At 64.7% G+C, this 18,120-nt stretch carries 12 protein-coding genes; 3 read left to right on the top strand and 9 right to left on the bottom strand.

Going from position 1 to position 18,120, the window contains the following annotated elements:
• Positions 1 to 126 precede the first annotated feature (126 nt).
• On the bottom strand, positions 127 to 1,233 hold the full coding sequence (locus tag CLU86_RS17840; RefSeq protein ID WP_099742558.1) for a 3-deoxy-7-phosphoheptulonate synthase: 1,107 nt from the start codon (positions 1,231 to 1,233) through the stop codon (positions 127 to 129).
• Positions 1,234 to 1,423: 190 nt separating this feature from the next.
• Here CLU86_RS17840 and CLU86_RS17835 point away from each other — a divergent pair, with 190 nt between their 5' ends.
• Both CLU86_RS17835 and CLU86_RS17830 read left to right on the top strand, forming a co-directional pair.
• Positions 1,424 to 3,091 carry a subtype B tannase gene (locus tag CLU86_RS17835; RefSeq protein ID WP_099742557.1) on the top strand — a complete coding sequence of 556 codons (1,668 nt, stop codon included), beginning with the start codon at positions 1,424 to 1,426 and terminating at the stop codon, positions 3,089 to 3,091.
• 122 nt (positions 3,092 to 3,213) lie between these two features.
• Entirely contained in the window at positions 3,214 to 4,335 is a 1,122-nt protein-coding gene (locus CLU86_RS17830; RefSeq protein ID WP_099742556.1) for a porin, read from the top strand.
• A 131-nt stretch (positions 4,336 to 4,466) separates the two neighbouring features.
• Here the strand turns inward: CLU86_RS17830 and CLU86_RS17825 are convergent, their stop codons facing one another.
• The 5 genes from CLU86_RS17825 to CLU86_RS17805 form a co-directional block, all read right to left on the bottom strand.
• Complete coding sequence (locus tag CLU86_RS17825) at positions 4,467 to 4,988, bottom strand: C40 family peptidase (RefSeq protein WP_099657269.1); 522 nt, start codon at positions 4,986 to 4,988, stop codon at positions 4,467 to 4,469.
• Positions 4,989 to 5,201: 213 nt separating this feature from the next.
• Positions 5,202 to 6,881: a 2-isopropylmalate synthase gene (gene leuA, locus CLU86_RS17820; protein WP_099743672.1), complete on the bottom strand. Its 1,680-nt coding sequence runs from the start codon at positions 6,879 to 6,881 to the stop codon at positions 5,202 to 5,204.
• A 331-nt stretch (positions 6,882 to 7,212) separates the two neighbouring features.
• Entirely contained in the window at positions 7,213 to 11,148 is a 3,936-nt protein-coding gene (locus CLU86_RS17815) for a WG repeat-containing protein (RefSeq protein WP_099742555.1), read from the bottom strand.
• Between the two features lie 172 nt (positions 11,149 to 11,320).
• Positions 11,321 to 12,001 (bottom strand): PolC-type DNA polymerase III, encoded by a 681-nt coding sequence (locus tag CLU86_RS17810; RefSeq protein WP_099742554.1) that lies wholly within the window; start codon positions 11,999 to 12,001, stop codon positions 11,321 to 11,323.
• Between the two features lie 59 nt (positions 12,002 to 12,060).
• Positions 12,061 to 12,381 (bottom strand): hypothetical protein, encoded by a 321-nt coding sequence (locus CLU86_RS17805; protein WP_099742553.1) that lies wholly within the window; start codon positions 12,379 to 12,381, stop codon positions 12,061 to 12,063.
• A 204-nt stretch (positions 12,382 to 12,585) separates the two neighbouring features.
• Between CLU86_RS17805 and CLU86_RS17800 the strand changes: the two genes are divergently transcribed.
• Positions 12,586 to 13,575, top strand: a complete 990-nt coding sequence (locus CLU86_RS17800; protein ID WP_233195081.1) for a M28 family peptidase — start codon at positions 12,586 to 12,588, stop codon at positions 13,573 to 13,575.
• A 35-nt stretch (positions 13,576 to 13,610) separates the two neighbouring features.
• Here CLU86_RS17800 and CLU86_RS17795 read toward each other — a convergent pair whose 3' ends face one another.
• The 3 genes from CLU86_RS17795 to dinG are packed head-to-tail and all read right to left on the bottom strand — an operon-like array spanning position 13,611 to position 16,694.
• Positions 13,611 to 14,117: a macro domain-containing protein gene (locus CLU86_RS17795; RefSeq protein WP_199175144.1), complete on the bottom strand. Its 507-nt coding sequence runs from the start codon at positions 14,115 to 14,117 to the stop codon at positions 13,611 to 13,613.
• A gap of 7 nt (positions 14,118 to 14,124) precedes the next feature.
• Positions 14,125 to 14,481 carry a zinc ribbon domain-containing protein YjdM gene (locus CLU86_RS17790; RefSeq protein ID WP_099742552.1) on the bottom strand — a complete coding sequence of 119 codons (357 nt, stop codon included), beginning with the start codon at positions 14,479 to 14,481 and terminating at the stop codon, positions 14,125 to 14,127.
• A gap of 50 nt (positions 14,482 to 14,531) precedes the next feature.
• Positions 14,532 to 16,694: an ATP-dependent DNA helicase DinG gene (gene dinG, locus CLU86_RS17785; protein WP_099743669.1), complete on the bottom strand. Its 2,163-nt coding sequence runs from the start codon at positions 16,692 to 16,694 to the stop codon at positions 14,532 to 14,534.
• Between the last annotated feature and the right edge of the window lie 1,426 nt (positions 16,695 to 18,120).

Below are 18,120 nucleotides of genomic sequence, written 5' to 3'. Positions count from 1 at the left end.
GGGGGCTGTCAGGCAAAGTCACCGGCATGGAACGGGTGGAGGTGGTGTGTAAGGTGGGCTGCGGCCAATGCTACACCGTGACGCTGTGGTGACAGCGCGCCCCCGCCATGCCAATTGGGCTGGGGTTTATGCCTTGCGCAGCGCCCGGCGCGCACGCACCGCTGCCGCCAGGCCCTGCAGCACCGGCACCGTCTGCGTCATGCTGATGCAGGCGTCGGTCACCGACACGCCCTTTTGCAGCGCTTGCCCGGGCACGATGTCCTGGCGGCCTTCTTGCAGGTGGCTTTCGATCATCAGCCCGGTGATGCGGGCGTCGCCCGCGGCAATCTGCTGGGCCACCTCGGCCGCCACCGTGATCTGGCGCTGGTGCTGCTTGCTGCTGTTGGCGTGGCTCACGTCGATCATCACCTGCTCGCGCAGACCTGCGGCCTTGAGCACGACACAGGTGGCATCCACATCGGCCGCGCTGTAGTTGGGCTGCTTGCCGCCGCGCAGAATCACGTGGCAGTCCTGGTTGCCACGCGTTTCAAAAATCGCGGCCTGGCCCATCTTGGTCATGCCCATGAAGGCGTGCGCCGCCTGTGCGGCCTGGATGGCGTCGCTGGCCACTTTGACGCCACCATCGGTGCCGTTCTTGAACCCCACGGGGCACGACAGCCCGCTGGCCAGCTGGCGGTGGCTCTGGCTCTCGGTGGTGCGCGCACCAATGGCGCCCCAGCTCACCAGGTCGCTGATGAACTGCGGCGAGAGCAGGTCCAAAAATTCGGTGCCCACCGGCAGCCCGGTGGCCAGCACGTCCAGCAGCAGTTTGCGCGCCAGCTCCAGGCCTTCGTTGATGGCAAAGCTGCCGTCCAGGTGCGGGTCGTTGATGTAGCCCTTCCAGCCGACGGTGGTGCGGGGCTTTTCAAAGTACACGCGCATCACGACCAGCAGGTCGTCCTTGAGTGCATCGGCCTGGACTTTCAGGGCCTGGGCGTATTCCATGGCCTGGGCGTGGTCGTGGATGGAGCAGGGGCCCACCACTACCACCAGCCGGTCGTCCTGCCCGTGCAGCACGCGCGAGATGGCGGCGCGGCTGGATTCAACCAGCGTCAGGGCCGCATCGGGCGTGGGCAGCCACTCTTGCAGCAGGGCGGGCGTGATGAGGGGGCGCACGGCCTTGATGCGCGTGTCATCAATGCGGGTGGTGTCGTGCGTGGAGATGGGGTTGGCAGAGCGGTGTGCGTGGGTCATGCCCCCGATTGTCGCGCGGCGCGGCGGGCCCGAGAAAGCGGCGGTGCCAGCGTTTCATGGTTAACCACGATATGGATTGGTTATCACGCCGCGCCGCGCGCCATCTTGTAGCTGCTGGGGGCGATTTTTAGACTGCGCTAGATCAAAAACTGGTCACGCCAAGCCCGTGACATTCCCCTGGAGACAACCCATGAAAAAACCTTTCCGTGTTGGCATGGCGCTGGCAACCGCGCTGTTGTTGGGCGCGTGTGGTGGCAGCGATGTGGCTTCGGCCAACGATGCCAAGCTGAAGTTCGACCCTGCGACCTACACCACCGTGAGCGTGACGCTGGACGGTGTGAGTACCAAGTTGCGCCAGTACCGCATCGTGTATGTTGCCAACCCCATCAAGATGGCCACCGCACAGGCTGCGTTGGGGGGCAACAGCACAGTGACCTTGGCAGACCCCTACGCTTACCAGACCATGATCGTCTCGGTGCCCGAAGACAAGGTCACTGACCAGAAAGCAGCGCTGTACTTCTTGGTGAACAACGGTGGCTGGTGGGCCAGCCCCGTGTCCACCACCATCAGCGATGGTGCAAAGTTTGTCAGCACCAGCGATACCGACAACATCGGTGCTGCGCTGAAGGCGGGGTATGTGGTGGTCAATGTAGGCACCCGCAGCCGGGGCGGCGCACGCGCTGAAGACGGCAGCTGGGCGGGCAAGGCGCCCGCACCGGTGGTGGATGCCAAGGCGGCCATTCGCTACCTGCGATTGAACGATGCCAGCATGCCGGGTTCTGCCGAGCGCATCATCGTCACGGGTACCAGCGGCGGCGGTGGCCTGACCTCTGCCGTCTCGGCCAGTGGCAACAGCGCAGACTATTTGCCTTACTTGGCCGAGGTGGGGGCCGCAGGGGTCAGCGGCAGCGGCGTGGCCGCCACCAGCAGCCTCAAAGACGATGTGTTTGCTGCGGTGGCTTACTGCCCCATCAACAACCTGGGTAATGCAGACGCGGGCTACGAGTGGGAGTACAACGCTGTGCGCAGCGACAGCAACACCGGGGCCCTGGGTGGTGCTGCCTACAGCGCCGGGGCGCAGCCTGCGGCCTCCAAAGCCATTGCTGGCACCTTTGCCGCTTATGTGAACAGCTTAGGCTTGAAGCTGGACAACGGTACTGCGCTGACCACCGCCAACCTGCGCGATGCCACCCAGGCCTTAGTCCAGCAGGAGATTGAGCGCCAGTTGGCCAAGGGCACGGCAGTGCCGCAACTGGGCGGCAACTTTGTGACCAGCCGCGCCACTTTGGCCAATGACTGGCTCACCTGGAGTGGCACAGGCACCAGCGCCACCGTCACGGGTCTGGACTACGCCAAGTTTGTTCGCTACGTGGCCAGCAATCAGGCTCTCAAGACGGTGGTGGCATTTGACGCCGTTGGGGTCACAGGTAATCCGAATATCAGTGGCGAGACCAACCTGTTCGGTACCCCGGCCCAGCAGTACACCAACTTCACCGAATGGAGTTGGGTGAACAACGCCGTCAAGGGCGACGGCTCGGGCGTGGACGACACGGGCCTAGCTTGGGCGCAATACCTTGCCAGCAGCACCAACACCCTGGCCGCACAGCTCAGGCTCATTAACCCCCTGGCTTACCTGAACACCGCCGCCGACAGCGCCCCCTATTGGTATGTACGCCACGGCATGGTGGACCGCGACACCGCGTTTGCCATGCAGACCTTGCTGTACTACGCCATCAAGAACGATCCCTCCGTCAAGGACGTGAGCTTCAAGCTCCCTTACCTCGTGGGCCATAGCGGTAACTACGACGTGCAAGAGGCCTTTGCCTGGATCAAGGCCAAGCTGGACGCGAACCCCTGATTCACGGGCGCCGTGGCCCCGCCTGTCCCTGGGCCTTCCAGGGACTGGCACCTCTGCGTCCCCTTCTCACCTTCTTCCACCTACTCTCCCTTTTGAACACTGCTTTTCCGGAAACAAGCACCATGAAAAAAATCACCCTCATCGCTGCGGCTTTTGGTACCAGTGCCTGTGCCCTGCTCGCCACCACGGTGCAGGCGCAGCAGGCTTCCAGCGTCACGATGTATGGCTCGGTCGATGCCGCTGTGGAGCACCTGACCAACGCAGGCAGCAACGCCGCCACGCTCACCCGGGTGCCGGGGCTCACGGGCGGCTCCGCGCCTTCACGCCTGGGGTTTCGGGGCAGTGAAGACCTGGGGGGCGGCTTGCGTGCCGTGTTCACGCTGGAAGAAGGCATTGCGGTAGACACCGGAGCCTTGAACCAGGGCGGCCGCGCGTTTGGGCGCCAGGCCTTCGTGGGGCTGAGCGCACCGTGGGGCACGGTATCGCTGGGGCGGCAATACTCCATGCTGTTTTGGTCGCAGCTCGATGCCGACATCCTCGGCCCGGCCATGTTTGGATCGGGCTCGTTGGACAGCTACCTGCCCAACGCGCGGGTGGATAACGCCTTCGCCTACCGAGGCACCTTCAGTGGCTTGACGGTGGGTGCCACTTACAGCCTGGGCCGCGACACTGTCAATGCGGGCCCCAGCCCATCAGGCTCCAATTGCGCGGGCGAAAGTGCCACCGACAGCTCCGCCTGTCGCCAGTGGTCATTGCTGCTCAAGTACGACACCGCCACCTGGGGGGCCGCCGCTGCGGTTGACGAAATCCGTGGAGGCCCGGGGGCCTTTGCCGGGCTGACCAGCAGCAGCCTGAAAGACCGCCGCTCTACCTTGGCTGGCTGGGGCAAGTGGGGTGACCTCAAGCTAGGTGCCGGCCTGATCGCACGTAGCAACGATGCCAGTACGGCCACGCCGCGCAGCAACCTTTGGTATGCCGGGGCCGCCTACAGCATCACGCCGCAGTTCGTACTCGATGGCGAGGTGTTCAAGCTCGACTACAAAAACAGCGCCAACCAGGCCACGCTGTGGGCGCTGCGCGGCACTTACCACCTGTCCAAACGCACGGCGGTGTACGCCACAGCGGGCCATATCTCCAACGACGGCACGTTGGCCTTGTCGGTCAGCAATGCGGCCACCGGTGGTGCGCCAGTGGCGGGGGGCTCACAAACCGGCATTGGCGTGGGGGTGCGCCACAGCTTTTGAGTCTTGGGGGGATTGAACCCCTGGGTTGACGGACACGCCCTGCGCCGGGGCAGGTTGCGCCTGGTGGGGACGCAACCTGGGCAAAGCGGTTGCGGGGCGTGTCTGTGGTTTGGGTAGCCGTTGCGGGCGGTTCAAGGGCGGCGAAACGATGCGTTTTGCCGCGCCCAGTATTTGGATTCCAGGTGGTCCATGCGCACTTCGCCGCCGGTAGAGGGCGCATGCACAAAGCGCCCCTCCCCCACATAGATCCCGGCGTGCGAGGGGCTGCGGCCCCGGCCAAACACCACCAAGTCACCGGTGCGCAGCTCGCTGCCGTCAATCACCTGGCCCCAGCCGCTGAGCTGAGCCACCGTGCGTGGTGGGGCGGTGCCCACCTGGTTGCGGTACACGTAGCCAATGAGCCCGCTGCAGTCAAAGCCCGATTCGGGGGTGTTGCCGCCGTAGCGGTAAGGCGTGCCCACCAGCCCCAGGGCGTGGATGGCAATGCCGTGGGCTTGCTCGTCTGACAGCGTGGTGCCCACAGACCGCTGCGTGGGCCAGGGGGCTGCATCTGCCGAGCCGGAGGACGGTGGGCGCACGGTGCCGCAGCCCACCAGCAAAACGGCGGCTGAGGCCAGCCACACAGCACAGAAAGATCGATGGAAAGATCGCATGGCCCGAAGGTTAACGGATGCTTGCCCGCATGGGGCCCAGGCGTTGGCTGGGGCAAGGTTATTTATCGTAAAAAGTGCCTGTAAGGCGCATCCAGCAAGCGCTAAAAGCTATGTTATTCATAGTAAACGATGCGGGGCAAAACACCGGCTTGTGACCGGTGTCTTGCATGCGTTGCCCAGTGCCCAGAACGGGCTTTGGACCGTCCCCGCGCCTCAGGCGCTTTGCGCCACCTGGGCCTGGGGGCGCCGCTGGGCCAGCCGGTTGGCCACGCTCACAATGGCCTGCACCGAGGCGGTGACGATGTTGTGGCTGGTGCCCGCACCGAAGGTGGAGCCCGTCACGCCGTCCATCGCGGCTTCCACAATGGCCAGCGCCTGGGCGTTGGCGCCGGTGCCGGTGGCGCGTTCTTCGTAGTGGTCTACGCGCAGGGGCAGGCCCAGTGCGTCCACTGTGGCGGCAATGGGGCCATTGCCCTGGCCGCGCAGCGTCTGGCGTACGCCTTCGATGGAGACATCCAGCTCAATGCCCTGCCCATCTTCGTCCAGCCGGTGGCTGTGGCACACCACGGCCGGCTCGGCCGGTGCGCGCAGGTAGGTGGCCTGGAACAGCTCCCACAACTGGGCGGCGCCCATTTCGGTTTCGCTGGTGTCGGTGTGGCGTTGCACCACGGCGCTGAACTCCACCTGCATGCGCCGGGGCATCACCACGCCGTGTTCGCGTTCGAGCAAGAAGGCAATGCCGCCCTTGCCCGACTGGCTGTTCACGCGGATCACGCTGTCGTAGGTGCGGCCCAGGTCCGCCGGGTCGATGGGCAAGTAAGGCACTTCCCACAAAGCATTCGGGTCTTGCGCCGCAAAGCCCTTCTTGATTGCATCCTGGTGCGATCCCGAGAACGCGGTGAACACGAGGTCGCCCGCATACGGGTGGCGCGGGTGCACGGGCAGCGAGGTGCATTCCTCGGCCACGCGCGCCACGGCGGTGATGTCCGAGAAATCGAGGTGCGGGTGCACGCCCTGGGTGTACAGGTTGAGCGCCAGCGTCACGATGTCCACATTGCCGCAGCGCTCGCCGTTGCCAAACAGGCAGCCTTCCACACGGTCGGCCCCGGCCATCATGGCAAGTTCTGCCGCAGCCACGCCGGTGCCCCGGTCGTTGTGCGGGTGCACCGACAGCACGATGTGCTCACGCGGCACCAGGTGGCGGTGCATCCACTCGATCTGGTCGGCAAACACGTTGGGCGTGGCGTTTTCCACCGTGGTGGGCAGGTTGATGATGATGGGGCGGCCGGGGCCTGCGTTCCATGCGGCAATAGCGGTTTGGCAGGCCTTGAGCGAGACATTCAGCTCGGTGGCGCTGAAGGTTTCGGGCGAGTACTGCAAGGTCCACTGTGTGCCCGGCTGCGCGTCGGTGAGCTGCTTGAGGTAGCCCACATGGTGTGCGATGAGCTGCATCACCTGCGTCACGTTCATGCCAAACACAATGCGCCGCCACGCAGGCGCGGTGGCGTTGTACAGGTGCACGATGGCGCGGGGCGCACCCTTCACCGCCTCTACGGTGCGCGCGATCAGGTCTTCGCGCGATTGGGTCATGACCATGATGGTCACATCGTCGGGGATCAGGTTTTCGTCGATGAGGCGGCGCACAAAGTCAAAGTCGGTCTGCGACGCGGCCGGAAAGCCGACCTCGATCTCCTTGAAGCCGATGCGCACCAGCTCGTGAAAGAGCTTCATCTTGCGCTCGCCGTTCATCGGCTCGAACAGTGCCTGGTTGCCGTCGCGCAGATCGGTCGAGAGCCAGATGGGCGCGCGGGCAATGGTGCGGCTGGGCCATTGGCGGTCGGGCAAATTGATGGGGGCGATGCCTTGGTACTTGGTGGCGGGTTTGGCGATCATCATGAAAGGCTCCACAAACGGTGGGTGCCGGGGGCCGCGCATGGGTGCATTGGCTGCGCAGTACCCCGGCACGGGGTCATCAAAGTTCAACGAACGGACGACATCCCCTACAGCCCTTTGCGTGTGCAAAGGCTGGTTTGTGGGCCGGGGTCAGGGGGAAGTCAGGTGTTGCGCGAAGTGGCAACAAAAGAGGCGAACGCAGGCAGACCCCGGCCGAGCACTAGTAGGCTTAGCGATAGGGTGGACAGGGACAGGCTGCGTTGCATAAGAGCCAAAATGTTAGCACAGGCCCCAAACCACCTGTTCAGCCTGCCCCCCATGTGCCTGGGGGTCAGGTGCGGTCTGGGCGTGGCGGGGTCAGCGCTTGCCCTGCCTTGCGGTACAGCGGCCACCAGCACAGCACGTAAGCGGCGACGAAGGTTGCGGTGGTGCCCAGCAGGGGGCGCGCGGGCTCGGCCCACACAAAGCGCCAGGCCCAATACAGCTCAGAAAGCCCCAGCAGCGTGAAGCTGGCCAGCCCTGCCCAGGCCCCTTCGGCCCGCCACGCGCCCACCGACACAAAGGCATGCCCCACCAGCGCACACGCGCCGCCCAACAGGTGCAGCAGCAACGCCAGCACGGGGCGCTGCTGCGCAAAGCCGACCAGGCCGCCCCGCGTGGCCGTTTGGGACGATGGGGTCAGGACCAGGCTGCCTGCCAGCAGCGCCACCCAGCCCCCTTGCCTGCGTGCGCGCTGCATCCACGGCATGCCGGGCGTGCGCTGCAAGGCCTGCCATTGCCCGGCCAGTTGCTCTGCCAGCCTTTGGGCGACGGCGCCTTGCTCCTGGCTGTCGCTAACGGTCTGAACGGCCAGGGCCTGGGCGGCTTGCAGCACCTGGGGCTGCAAGCGTGCGGGCACATGCTGCAGCGCGCTGGCACTGGCGTGCATGGCCACGGCACACACCGCCACGGTGCGCCATGGCGTGGGCACATCGGCCAGCCGCCACCCCGCCTCGCGCACATGGTCGGCGCAGGCCTCTTCGCTCAGCATGGGGGCCGGGATCTGTTCCAGGGTCTTCACGCCCTGGCGCAGCGCAGCGGCGTAGCGCGCGGGGGTCATCAGCCGCTTGGGCACAAAGCACACGGCGCTCTCGTCGGCCTGCAGGGCGGCATCCACCATGGCGTGGGTGATGCGCGCACGGGGCACGTCGGCCAATGTGCGGGGGTGGCTTTGCAACTGCTGCACCAGCGTGGCCTCGTCCGCTGCCTGCATGTGCTCGCGCGCCAAGGGGGCCAGCCAGGTGGTGTCTTCGTGGGCGTCCCACTCGGCGGTGTAGGGCGATTGCAGCGAGAGCACGGTCGATGCCTCCAGCGCCGCCTGCCGGGTGTGTCCCAGTGCCCGGTAGGCGCTGGCCAGAACGTAGTGCGCGTGCTGTGGGTAGCGTGCGTGTGGCAGGCCGCGCAGGGCGTCTTCCTGCGCCTGCGCAGGTTGCTCGCTCCACAGGTGGGCCCAGGCCCGCTGCACGTGCCAGTGGCAGCCATGGCGGGGCTCGCCCTGCCGGCGGGCACGGGCCAGGTCGTTGTCGATCAGCCGGGTGGTTATGTCCACGGCCAGGCGCTGGGGGACATGGTGGAACACATCGTGCCGGTCCTCCAGCGCGGCCACGCACACCTCGGTGCTGCGCAGAGGCTCGGGGATGTCTTGCAGCGTGAGGCCATTGGCCCGGGCCGATGCAAGGCACAGCGCGGGGGTGAGCAGTGCCAGGGGCACATGGGTGATCAGGCGGCCGTAGTCGTGTTGCACGGCGCGCTGCGCCAGTGCGGGGGTGACTTTGTCAGCAGCGATGTAGCTGATGTTGTAGATATCGGCCTGCAGCGCGGCGTGCTCCAGTGCATCGGTGCGCAGCCAGTGCGGCACATCGCGCAGCGGGGCGCCGCATTGCACGGCATGCAGGGCCAGGGCCGGGGTCAGCAGGCAACCCCACAGGTCGTACAGGCTGTTGTGGTCCCACCGGTTGGGGGTGAGGGAGGGGACCTGGCTGCAGCGCTCGTCGTGCCAGTCCCAGTCGGGGTCTCCGGCATACCGCTCGCGTGCCAGCAGCAGCGCGTCCCGCGTCATGCAGTGCGGTGGAATCTCGCGGGCCTGGGCCAGGCCCTGGTTTACCAGGGCGTGCAGCCGCTCGGCCGTGTGCCATGCGGGCGGGATATCGCCCAGCACCTTGGGGGCTGCGGCCAATGCCTCGTCGACCAGGGCATCGTCCAGCCAGGCGGCAGGCACGTGGCCGATGGCGCTGGGGTCCTGCTGCACGGCGCGCTGCCAAGCCTCGCGTGTGGTGGGTGGGCTGTTGGCTGGCGGTGCCCCTTCAGCGCTGGGTACAGGGAGGCTGGGTGCAGCCATGGGCCGCCGTGCATCGCGTGCGTGTTGCGCAGCTTGCAGTGCGTCCACGCTCGGGGCCGCCATCAGCCACAGCTCCCACCAGGCATCGCCATCGCCCGTGTCGGCCTGGGGGTAAAGGCTGAGCCACAGGGTGTTGGCCTCTGGCACGCACACCAGCTTGTCCGGCGTGTCTGCCACCAGGGGTTGGCGCAGCGGCAGGCTCCAGGCGGCCATGGGGGGGCCACTGTGCTGCCAGGGGGCTGCGTGCTCTGGGTCGGGGTCGGCCGGGCCCCAATGGGCTTGCAAGCGCTCGTGCAGCGCTTGGCGTAGTTGCGCCACGGCGTGGGCCAACCCTTCGCCCATGAAGGCGTAGGGGCCGTTGTGCTCTTCGCTCAGGTACGCACGGGCTACACGCCGCACGACCACCGTGTGGCGCAGGTCGGCCGCGTGGGGGTCGTTGTCTTCGCCGTCATCCTCTTCCCCATCGGCGTCGGGCGTGCCGGTGGCGCTGCGCTTCGGCAGGCCCTGGGCCAGCTGGTGCAGCCGCTCTTCGGCGTCGGTGGCCAGGGCCTGGGCGTAGCGGGCCACGTCGTCAACGCAGTCGATCTGCTCCAGGTGGTCGTTGGCAGACCGATGGAAAAACGGGCGGGGTGCGCTGCAGTGCGGCAAGTTCGGCAAGGGGCCACTGCACCACAGCGTGTGGCCCTGCGTGTCGCGCAGCGACACCTGTCCCGCTTCGTACTTTGCGCGCCACACCACCTGGCCCTCTTTGTCCATCCAGGCCAAGTGGCCGTCGGTGGTCAAGAACGGCACCAGCGGTGTGTCAGGCAGGGTGTTGGGTATCCAGCCGTCACCGTCGGTCAGGGGCTCGAGCAGGCCCAGCGCTGCGGGCACCCAGCGGCCGCTGGTGTGCAGCAGCCCCCAGGCGCTGGTGGCGGGCTCTGGCCGCTGGGCGGGGCTGGCCAGCCGTGCCACGGCGCATTCGGTTTCGGCGCGGAAGTCGCTGGCGTAGCTCAGCGCGGGGCCCTGCAGCAGCTTGCCGTGGGCATCCACAAAGCGGGTGCCGTCATCGCTGTCTGCCACCAGCCCACAGGCCATATGGCGGCTGAGGTGGCGCCCGCCTTTGACCACCACCTTGCCCCGGGTGTTCAGGTAGCCGTGGCCGTTGTTCCAGCTGTCCGGCTCGTCGTAGTAGGCCAGCCCTTCGCTGTTGAAGGCCTCGATGCATGGGTAGCAGGGCTTGAGCACCCACTCTCCTTCCGCATCGATCAATCCCCAGGTCTCTCCGTCCACAGAGGCCGCGGTCACCGCATGGTCGTCAAAGGCACGGGCCTGCGCAAAGCGGGCCGCAATCACCCACTGCCCCTGGTGGTCCACATAGCCGCGCAGGCGCTGGTGGCTGCGCGGGTCCCACTGCTCGGCCAGTGCCAGGCCCACGGCTCCAAAGTTGTCCAGTTGGTGAAAGCGGGCTTCGCACGTGAAGCGGCCTTGGCGGTCGATGATGCGCCAGCCCTGCGGCCCCACCTTCACAGCGGCCAGGCCGTTGCGCAGGGGGCGGGCGTCTTCAAACTGCGGCGCAATCACCTCCTGCGCCAGCAGGTCGATGTAGCCCCAGTGCCCGTCGCGGCAAAAGCGGGCCAGTCCATCGTCAGAAAAGCCGCGCGCGTTGTCGAGTGTGGGCGCAATCAGCCATTGGCCCTGCGCATCGATGTAGCCCCAGCGGCCATCCAGGGCCTGCGCCGCGCTGATGAAACCGCCCTGCCCGTTGTCCTCAAACTCCACCACCTGGCGCAGCGCCGGGGTGGGCGCGATGGCCTGGTCGGCGTGCACGATAAGCAGCGCGTGTGCCTGCCCGTCCGCCCCCAGCGGTACCTTGGCCAGCCATGGCGTTGCCGGTGCAGTGAGTGTCATTGGGTTGTGTTCCTCCGGGCGGCATCGTAGCCACGCCCCCCGGCCCCCGTGGTAACCATTTGCACCCGTAGGCATGAACCCGACAAGCCCAGACTTTTGCCCTGCCCTCAGTGGCTTGGTGAATTAGATAAAAAAGTGCCTCTAGCGCTTGCTAATCAAGCGCTAGCAGCTATCAATCAAATAGCAAACACATCTGCTGCTGGGTGGCCTGTGCCGCTACGGTCGCTGCCGTGGACCGGGGCCTTGCCTTGGCCTGCCGCTGCAGCCATTGCGGCAGGGCCTTGAGGGCGCAGCGCTGCATGCCTTGCAGCAGCACAAAGTCGGCCGCCGGCAGCTGCCATTGGGTGGTCAGGTCGTGCTGCATGCGCGCCAGCAGCGCGGCGGCCATCTCGGCATCGGCCAGCGCCCGGTGGGCCCGCTGCGCGCGCGGCAGGCCCAGGTGCTGCACCAGCGGCCCCAGCTTGTGGGTGGGCGCCTGGGGGTACAGCCGTCGCGACAGCAGCACCGTGCAGGCAAAGGGCTGCGGCGCGGGTGTGTCGGCCAGGGCCAGCTCGGCCTGCCAGAACTTGCTGTCGAACGACGCGTTGTGCGCCACCATGGGCGCGTCGCCCACAAACCGCGCCGCATCGCGCATCACGCTGGCAGCCTCGGGCGCCTCTTGCACCATGGCGTTGGTGATGCCCGTCAGCTCGGTGATGAAGGGCGGTATCCACACCCCCGTCTTCATCAGGCTCTGAAACCGGTCCACCACTTTTCCGCCTTCCAGCAACACGATGGCCACCTCGGTGGCACGCGCGCCCTGGCTGGGCGACATACCGGTGGTTTCAAAGTCGATGACGGCGATGGGAGGCATGGGATCTGTGTGGCGCGGAGAGGGCCGCAGGCGTTGCGGTGCTTTGGCAGTATCGCCGCTCAGCTGCGGCCCAGCAGCTGCCGAAGCGCACGGGCAATCGCGGTGGGCTTGTCGGCCTTGTCGGCGTCGCCGCCTTCGGGATAGATGGCCTCGCAGCGCTCAGCATGCAAGGCCTCTTTCAGGCCGGGTGCCACGCTGGCGTGCAGTTGCTCACAGTCGCAGCGCAACCGGGCCTTCACGGTGCGCTTGCGTGCATCGCGCACCTCGGCCACCCAGCACGCATCGCCGCAGCCACAAGAGCGGTAGACCAGTACCTCGCCTGCAGTAGGCCAGGGCAGCGGGTACTCGCCAGTGCCGCCTGCGGCATGGCATGAGAGCACGATGGCACCCCAGGCCCATGCTGTGCATGCTGCGTGGCGGGCGTATCTGGTGTGTCGCGGTTTGGTTGGGGTCGGCATGGAAGGGGCGGTCTGTCGCGGAGAATCACAGGGAAGCGCCAAAGCGCTCCCCCGTCCTTCATTCCAAAGAACCTCCGATTTTCCATGCGAGTTCACCCGTTCGTGGTCCGCCTCCTGCAAAGTGTGTTGCGCATTTCTGCCGCATTGGTGGGCGTTTTGGCCGTGCTGGCGTGCGGGGTGCTGGTGATGACCACCATGCCACTGCACTCCTACCGGGGCGCATTGCCCGCCCTGACGCCGCAGGAATCTGCGCTGGCCGACCGCTTGCGTGCCCATGTATCCACCGTTGCCCAACAAGAGCACAACCTGCGCAACCCCGCAGCGTTGGAGGCCGTGGCCACCTATCTGGAACGGCAACTGGCTTTGATGGGCTATGCGGTTGAACGGCAGGAATACACCGTGGCAGGCAAGCCGGTGCGCAACCTGCAGGCGATATTGCCCAGCCGCACGGCCCCAGGCCAGCGCACCGTGGTGGTGGGCGCGCATTACGACTCTGCCCACCACACCCCTGGTGCCAATGACAACGCCACGGGCACTGCCGCCGTGTTGGAACTGGCCCGCAGCCTGCGCGACATGGGGGACGCCTCTGCCGACATCATGTTTGTGCTCTACACCAACGAAGAGCCACCCTATTTCAAAACCCCTTTGATGGGGAGCCAGGTCCATGCCAAAGCCCTGGCGGCACAAAAAACCCGCGTGATCGCCATGTTGTCGTTGGAGACCATGGGCTATTACTCAGACGTAGCGGGTTCGCAAAAGTACCCATGGCCTCTGAGCCTGCTCTACCCCTCAGAGGGCAATTTCATCGCCTTTGTGGGGGCCACGGGCGACCTGGGTCTGGTGCGCACAGTGGTGCGCTCGTTTCGCTCGCACACCTCTTTTCCGTCGGAAGGCATTGCGGCGCCCCGGTTCATCCCCGGGGTGGACTATTCCGACCACGCGGCCTACATCGACGCGGGCTACCCCGCACTCATGGTGACTGACACGGCGCCCTACCGCTACCCGCACTACCACAGCAGCCAAGACACTCTCGACAAGGTCGATTTCGAGCGCCTAGCGCGCGTGGTGTCGGGCGTGGAGCGCGTGGTGACTGAACTGGCCAGGCAAGCGCCATAGCCAGGTGCCCGTGCCGATCTTGGTCCCGGCGCTGTTTACTGCGGTGAATACCTCACCACCCTGACCTCTGCCTGGGTGGGTGTGGTGTTGAAGACCTCTTGCATCCATTGCAAGGCCTGGTCGGCTTGTGCCCCGCCTGTGCCGCCACCAATCACCGGAAATGCCACAGAGGCGAACCGGTGTTGATTGACCACGGCCATGGCAGATTGCACCGATTTCTGGATCGACTGCTGCGAGGCCACCCACCACATGCTGATACCCGCCACGTGGATGATGCCTTGGTACGGGAGCCGCCCTGCACCGGTGAGCACGGCGCTGCCCAGCGGCATGGGGCCATGGCGTGCCAGCTCACGAAAAGGCTGATACCCCGCCCGGCGTTTGATGGCTCCGGAAACGCCTTGCGGCACCAGCAACCACCACGGGATGATGTTGCGGTTCCAGGCGTTGACGATGACGTCCACGTCCTGGTTCAGCAAGTCGCCCTGCACCACCCGTACCACGGGCACCTGGGGTGCAGCATCTTGAAGTGGTGGGTGTGCCATCTGCGGCTCAGGCCTTCTTCAAAAACTCCGACTTCAGCAACATGCTGCCCAGGTCGGTCTTGCAGTCCACGTTGTGGCCATCCGCACCATCGACCAGGCGGATGCTTTTGATCTTGGTGCCTTTCTTGAGGGTGGACGACGAGCCCTTGACCTTGAGGTCTTTCACCAGGATCACGGCGTCGCCATCGGCCAGCGGGTTGCCGTTGGCATCGCGCACGATGCCGTCGCCTGCATCGGCGTCGGTGTCTGCCGTGTCGGCCACTTGCGGCCATTCAAAACTGCAGTCGGGGCACACGTAGTTGGTGCCATCGGGGTAGGTGTTTTCCTGGCCGCATTGGGGGCAGGCTGGCACGGTGTGGGGCATGGGCTTCTTTCTGGTTGTAGTGGTGAAAAGGGCTGGCGACTTTACAGCGCTCAGAGTGGCGCGCGTTGTTCCAGCGCAAACGGCGGCAGCCCTTTGAGCAGCCGCTGGCCGTAGCTGGTGCGCGTGAGGCGCTTGTCGTAGCAGTACACATGGGCCTGGTCGTCTTCGGTGCGGATGGCGCGGCCCACCCATTGCGCCAGGCGGATGGCGGTGGCAGGCACCACCAGCTCGCTGAACGGGTCGCGCCCCACGGCGCGCAGCCACTCGGCGCGGGCTTCGCCCACCGGGTCATCGGGCGGGGCAAACGGCAGCTTGGTGATGAAGACAGACTCGCACAGCCGCCCGGGCAAATCCAGCCCCTCGCCAAACGACTGCATGCCGAAGATGACCGAGGGCTCGCCACTCTCCACGCGCTCGCGGTGGCGCCGCAGCAGCTGCGTGCGCGGCAGCGCGTTCTGCACCAGCACCACGCTGCGCATGGCGGTGGGCAATGCGTCCACGGCCTGGCGCATTTGCTCGCGCGAGGTGAACAGCACCAGCGCGCCGTATTCCACGCGGGCAATGTCGTGCAGCAGCGCGTCCACCATCTCGGCGGTGAATTGCGCAGCGTTCTTCGGGTCGGCACGCGTCTCGGCGGCAATCAGCGTGCCTTGTGCGGCGTAGTTGAAGGGGCTGGGCACCTCCAGCGTGGTGGTGGCTTCATCGCCATGCAGGCCCGCCTCGCGCAAAAAGAAGTCAAAGTGCCCGCAGCTGGTGAGCGTGGCTGAGGTCAGCACCGCACCGCGCACCGCGCTCCACAGGTGGTTGCGCAGCGTGGTGCCGGGCAGGATGGGGCTGGCATGCGCTTTGACCACGATGAAGTCGCCATCCACCTCCAGCGTGAACCATTTGGCCGCCGGCACCGCGCCTTCGGGCGCATCCTGCAGCAGCAGTTGCGCGGTGGCGTGCAGCGCTTCCAGGCGCGGGGCCAGCATGCCAATCTGCGCATACAGCGTGGACAGCCGCTTGGCCTCGTCGGGCTTGTCGCGCATCTCGGCGCGCAGGGCTTTGCTGATGGCGCGCAGGGCGTCGAGGAAGCCCTCGGCGCTGGCGGCCAGCAGGCCCAGCGGGGCAATCAATTGCTCTGGCAATTCGCCGCGTGGCACGCGCACGCGCGCCGGGCCCCAGGCGCTGGGCTGGCTCTTGAGCTGGGCGCCGTACACATCCATCACGATGCGCGCCAGGTCCTGCAGCGTCTGCCGCAGCTGGGCCGAGTGTTTGGGGATGTCGGCAATCTCCTCCACTTCCAGCAGCGCACCAATGCGCAGGCCCCGGCTCGACAACCGCTCGATCCAGGTGATGCGCGACAAATCCATGCTGCACGCAAATTGGTCCAGCGCGGTGGCGGGCAGGTGATGCGCTTCGTCCAGCACCAGCAGGCAGTTGTCCAGCTCGGGCAGCACGCGCGCGCCCAGCGATGACAGCAGCAAATCATGGTTGGCCACAATCACCTGCGCGCCCACCAGCTCCTTGCGCTTGTCGTAGTAGGTGCACTGGCTGAAAGCAGGGCAATGCTTGCCGGTGCACGATGCACCCTCGGCCGCCACGGGGCTCCACACCTCGGGCTCGGGCGGGGTGTCCAAGCTGTCGCGGTCGCCGTCCCAGGCGCCTTTCGACAAGGTTTGCGCCATCGTCGAATAAAACTGGATGCGCGCCTCGGTTTCGTGCCTGGGGCGCTTGGCGCGGGCGGCGGCTTCCTCTTCGGCAAACAGGTCGTCTTCGCCCTCTTCCTCTGCCTCGCCGGTGCCCGCCAAGCGGTCGAGCTTGAGCTTGCACACATAGCGCCCACGCCCCTTGGCCAGCGCAAACTTGAAGGGCTGCGGCATTAGCGCGGCCAATGCGGGCAGGTCCTTGTTGACCAGTTGCTCTTGCAGCGCCACGGTGGCGGTGGAGATCAGCACCCGCGTGCCGCGCGATAGCGCCAGCGCAATGGCGGGTGCGCAGTAAGCCAGCGACTTGCCCACGCCCGTGCCCGCCTGGATGACGGCGATGGAGCGCGTGGGCGCCGCCTCGCCACTTTCTTCATCCACCTTGCCCAGCGTGGCGCTGCTGAAGGTGCGCGCCACCTGCTCGGCCATCAGCCGCTGCCCGGTGCGGCTGCGAAACCCTTCGGTGGCCTGCACCACCGCATCAAACGACTGCAGGGCCGCCTGGACCCATTCTGTAGAAGACATAACCACCTGCTGTAAGGGCGAGAGTGTGGCATGGCCGCTCTGGCCGCCTTGTTTGGCGGTTGCCGAGGCCATTGGATGGATGGGAGGTGGTTTGGTTTTTGCTATGTTTTTTATAGCTGCGAGCGCTTTCAAGGTAAGCGCTAGAGGCCTTTTTTGCTTCATTGGCGACGGCCGCCCTTTTTCCAAGCACTTGCCGAGGCGCCCTACCCCCCAAAAAGCGCAAAACCCCGAAAAAGCAGTAGCTCACGGAACAGCGCTTTCCTCCGTTGGGTTTTCTGCGCCCGGCCACCGGCCTGTTCGGGTCAGTCCGCAGGCCCATCCGAGGCCATGCTGCCGTCAATCGCCAAAAAACGGCCCTTCTGGCTACTTTTGAACCCCTGTTTTGATTAGTGAAAATTATTAAAAACTACCTTGAAAAAATATAAAAACCTGTTTTTAAAAAATCTACAGGGTCGAAAAATTCAATTTCTTATTTCATTTTTTAGATGAATTTTGATTTTTCTGAACTCATGTTGTTAATTTTTGAGTTTCGTATTGTTGGCGAAATCATTGATTTTTTTCTAATAAAAATCCATGTTCTACCATTTAATTTTCAGGTGGATGTTTTGTATTTTTTGATGACATTGGATTAACCGTCTCATGGTTAATGTGCAACGCATAAAAATATCCAAATTTCATGAAATTTGGATAAATCAAAAATAAAAATAAAAATCGATGAAGTGCCGAAACGCTTTCAAAAACGCCGTACCTCAGTTTGAAATGATTTGAGGGTGAAGCGATAGGGTTGGGCCTCTGCGGCCGGGTGCGTGGTCGCCGTTTGAGGTAGGCCCATGGTCGGGGGATGTACGGTGGGCTGCCGTGGCCCGCATGTGTACCCCCTCACCTTGGGCATGCAATTCGATCACTCGCAAAAGATAATCTATGGTTTGGTAAGGATTTTTGAGAGAGTGAGCACTGGCGTTTTGCTTTCCCACTAGTGGGCCAAGATGACCTGCTGTGCGTTGCATCCGCTTTGCAATGGGTTGAATGTGCGGCTGCTGTGGATTGACCCTGTTGAGACGGTACAGGCTCAGATGTTCCATCTGCCTGTGGGTCACTGTTTCTAATCCAAAATCAATCCGCTCATTTGAATTTTGCATTGGACATTTTTAGGCAATCTGAATTTACGAGAGGTTGTTTCATGTATTCAGTTGTTTTGCATAATCTATTTTATGGAATTTGCAAATGGCGGTCTCAACTTAAAAAAATTCTTTGAAAATCCCTAAAGCCGATTTGCGGATCAACTCGTAAATCGGAGCGGCGGTATCCCGCGTGCGATGAATACACCGCCCATCACAAAAATCGGTAGATTCTCCCTGCGCTGCCGCGTGCCGGGCATGGGCTGGGCTGCCCGCGTGGGTTTGCGTGGCGCTGAGCTCCTATCATG

The sequence above is a fragment of the Acidovorax sp. 62 genome (genome assembly GCF_002754495.1).
GTDB lineage: Bacteria > Pseudomonadota > Gammaproteobacteria > Burkholderiales > Burkholderiaceae_C > Acidovorax.
Note: the sequence above shows the minus strand (reverse complement) of the source record. Positions and strands in the feature narration are given on the sequence as shown.

Coding starts and splice junctions, on each gene's coding strand:
- CLU86_RS17840 (WP_099742558.1), bottom strand. CDS start 1,233: ATGACCCACGCACACCGCTCTGCCAACCCCATCTCCACGCACGACACC.
- CLU86_RS17835 (WP_099742557.1), top strand. CDS start 1,424: ATGAAAAAACCTTTCCGTGTTGGCATGGCGCTGGCAACCGCGCTGTTG.
- CLU86_RS17830 (WP_099742556.1), top strand. CDS start 3,214: ATGAAAAAAATCACCCTCATCGCTGCGGCTTTTGGTACCAGTGCCTGT.
- CLU86_RS17825 (WP_099657269.1), bottom strand. CDS start 4,988: ATGCGATCTTTCCATCGATCTTTCTGTGCTGTGTGGCTGGCCTCAGCC.
- leuA (WP_099743672.1), bottom strand. CDS start 6,881: ATGATCGCCAAACCCGCCACCAAGTACCAAGGCATCGCCCCCATCAAT.
- CLU86_RS17815 (WP_099742555.1), bottom strand. CDS start 11,148: ATGACACTCACTGCACCGGCAACGCCATGGCTGGCCAAGGTACCGCTG.
- CLU86_RS17810 (WP_099742554.1), bottom strand. CDS start 12,001: ATGCCTCCCATCGCCGTCATCGACTTTGAAACCACCGGTATGTCGCCC.
- CLU86_RS17795 (WP_199175144.1), bottom strand. CDS start 14,117: ATGGCACACCCACCACTTCAAGATGCTGCACCCCAGGTGCCCGTGGTA.
- CLU86_RS17790 (WP_099742552.1), bottom strand. CDS start 14,481: ATGCCCCACACCGTGCCAGCCTGCCCCCAATGCGGCCAGGAAAACACC.
- dinG (WP_099743669.1), bottom strand. CDS start 16,694: ATGTCTTCTACAGAATGGGTCCAGGCGGCCCTGCAGTCGTTTGATGCG.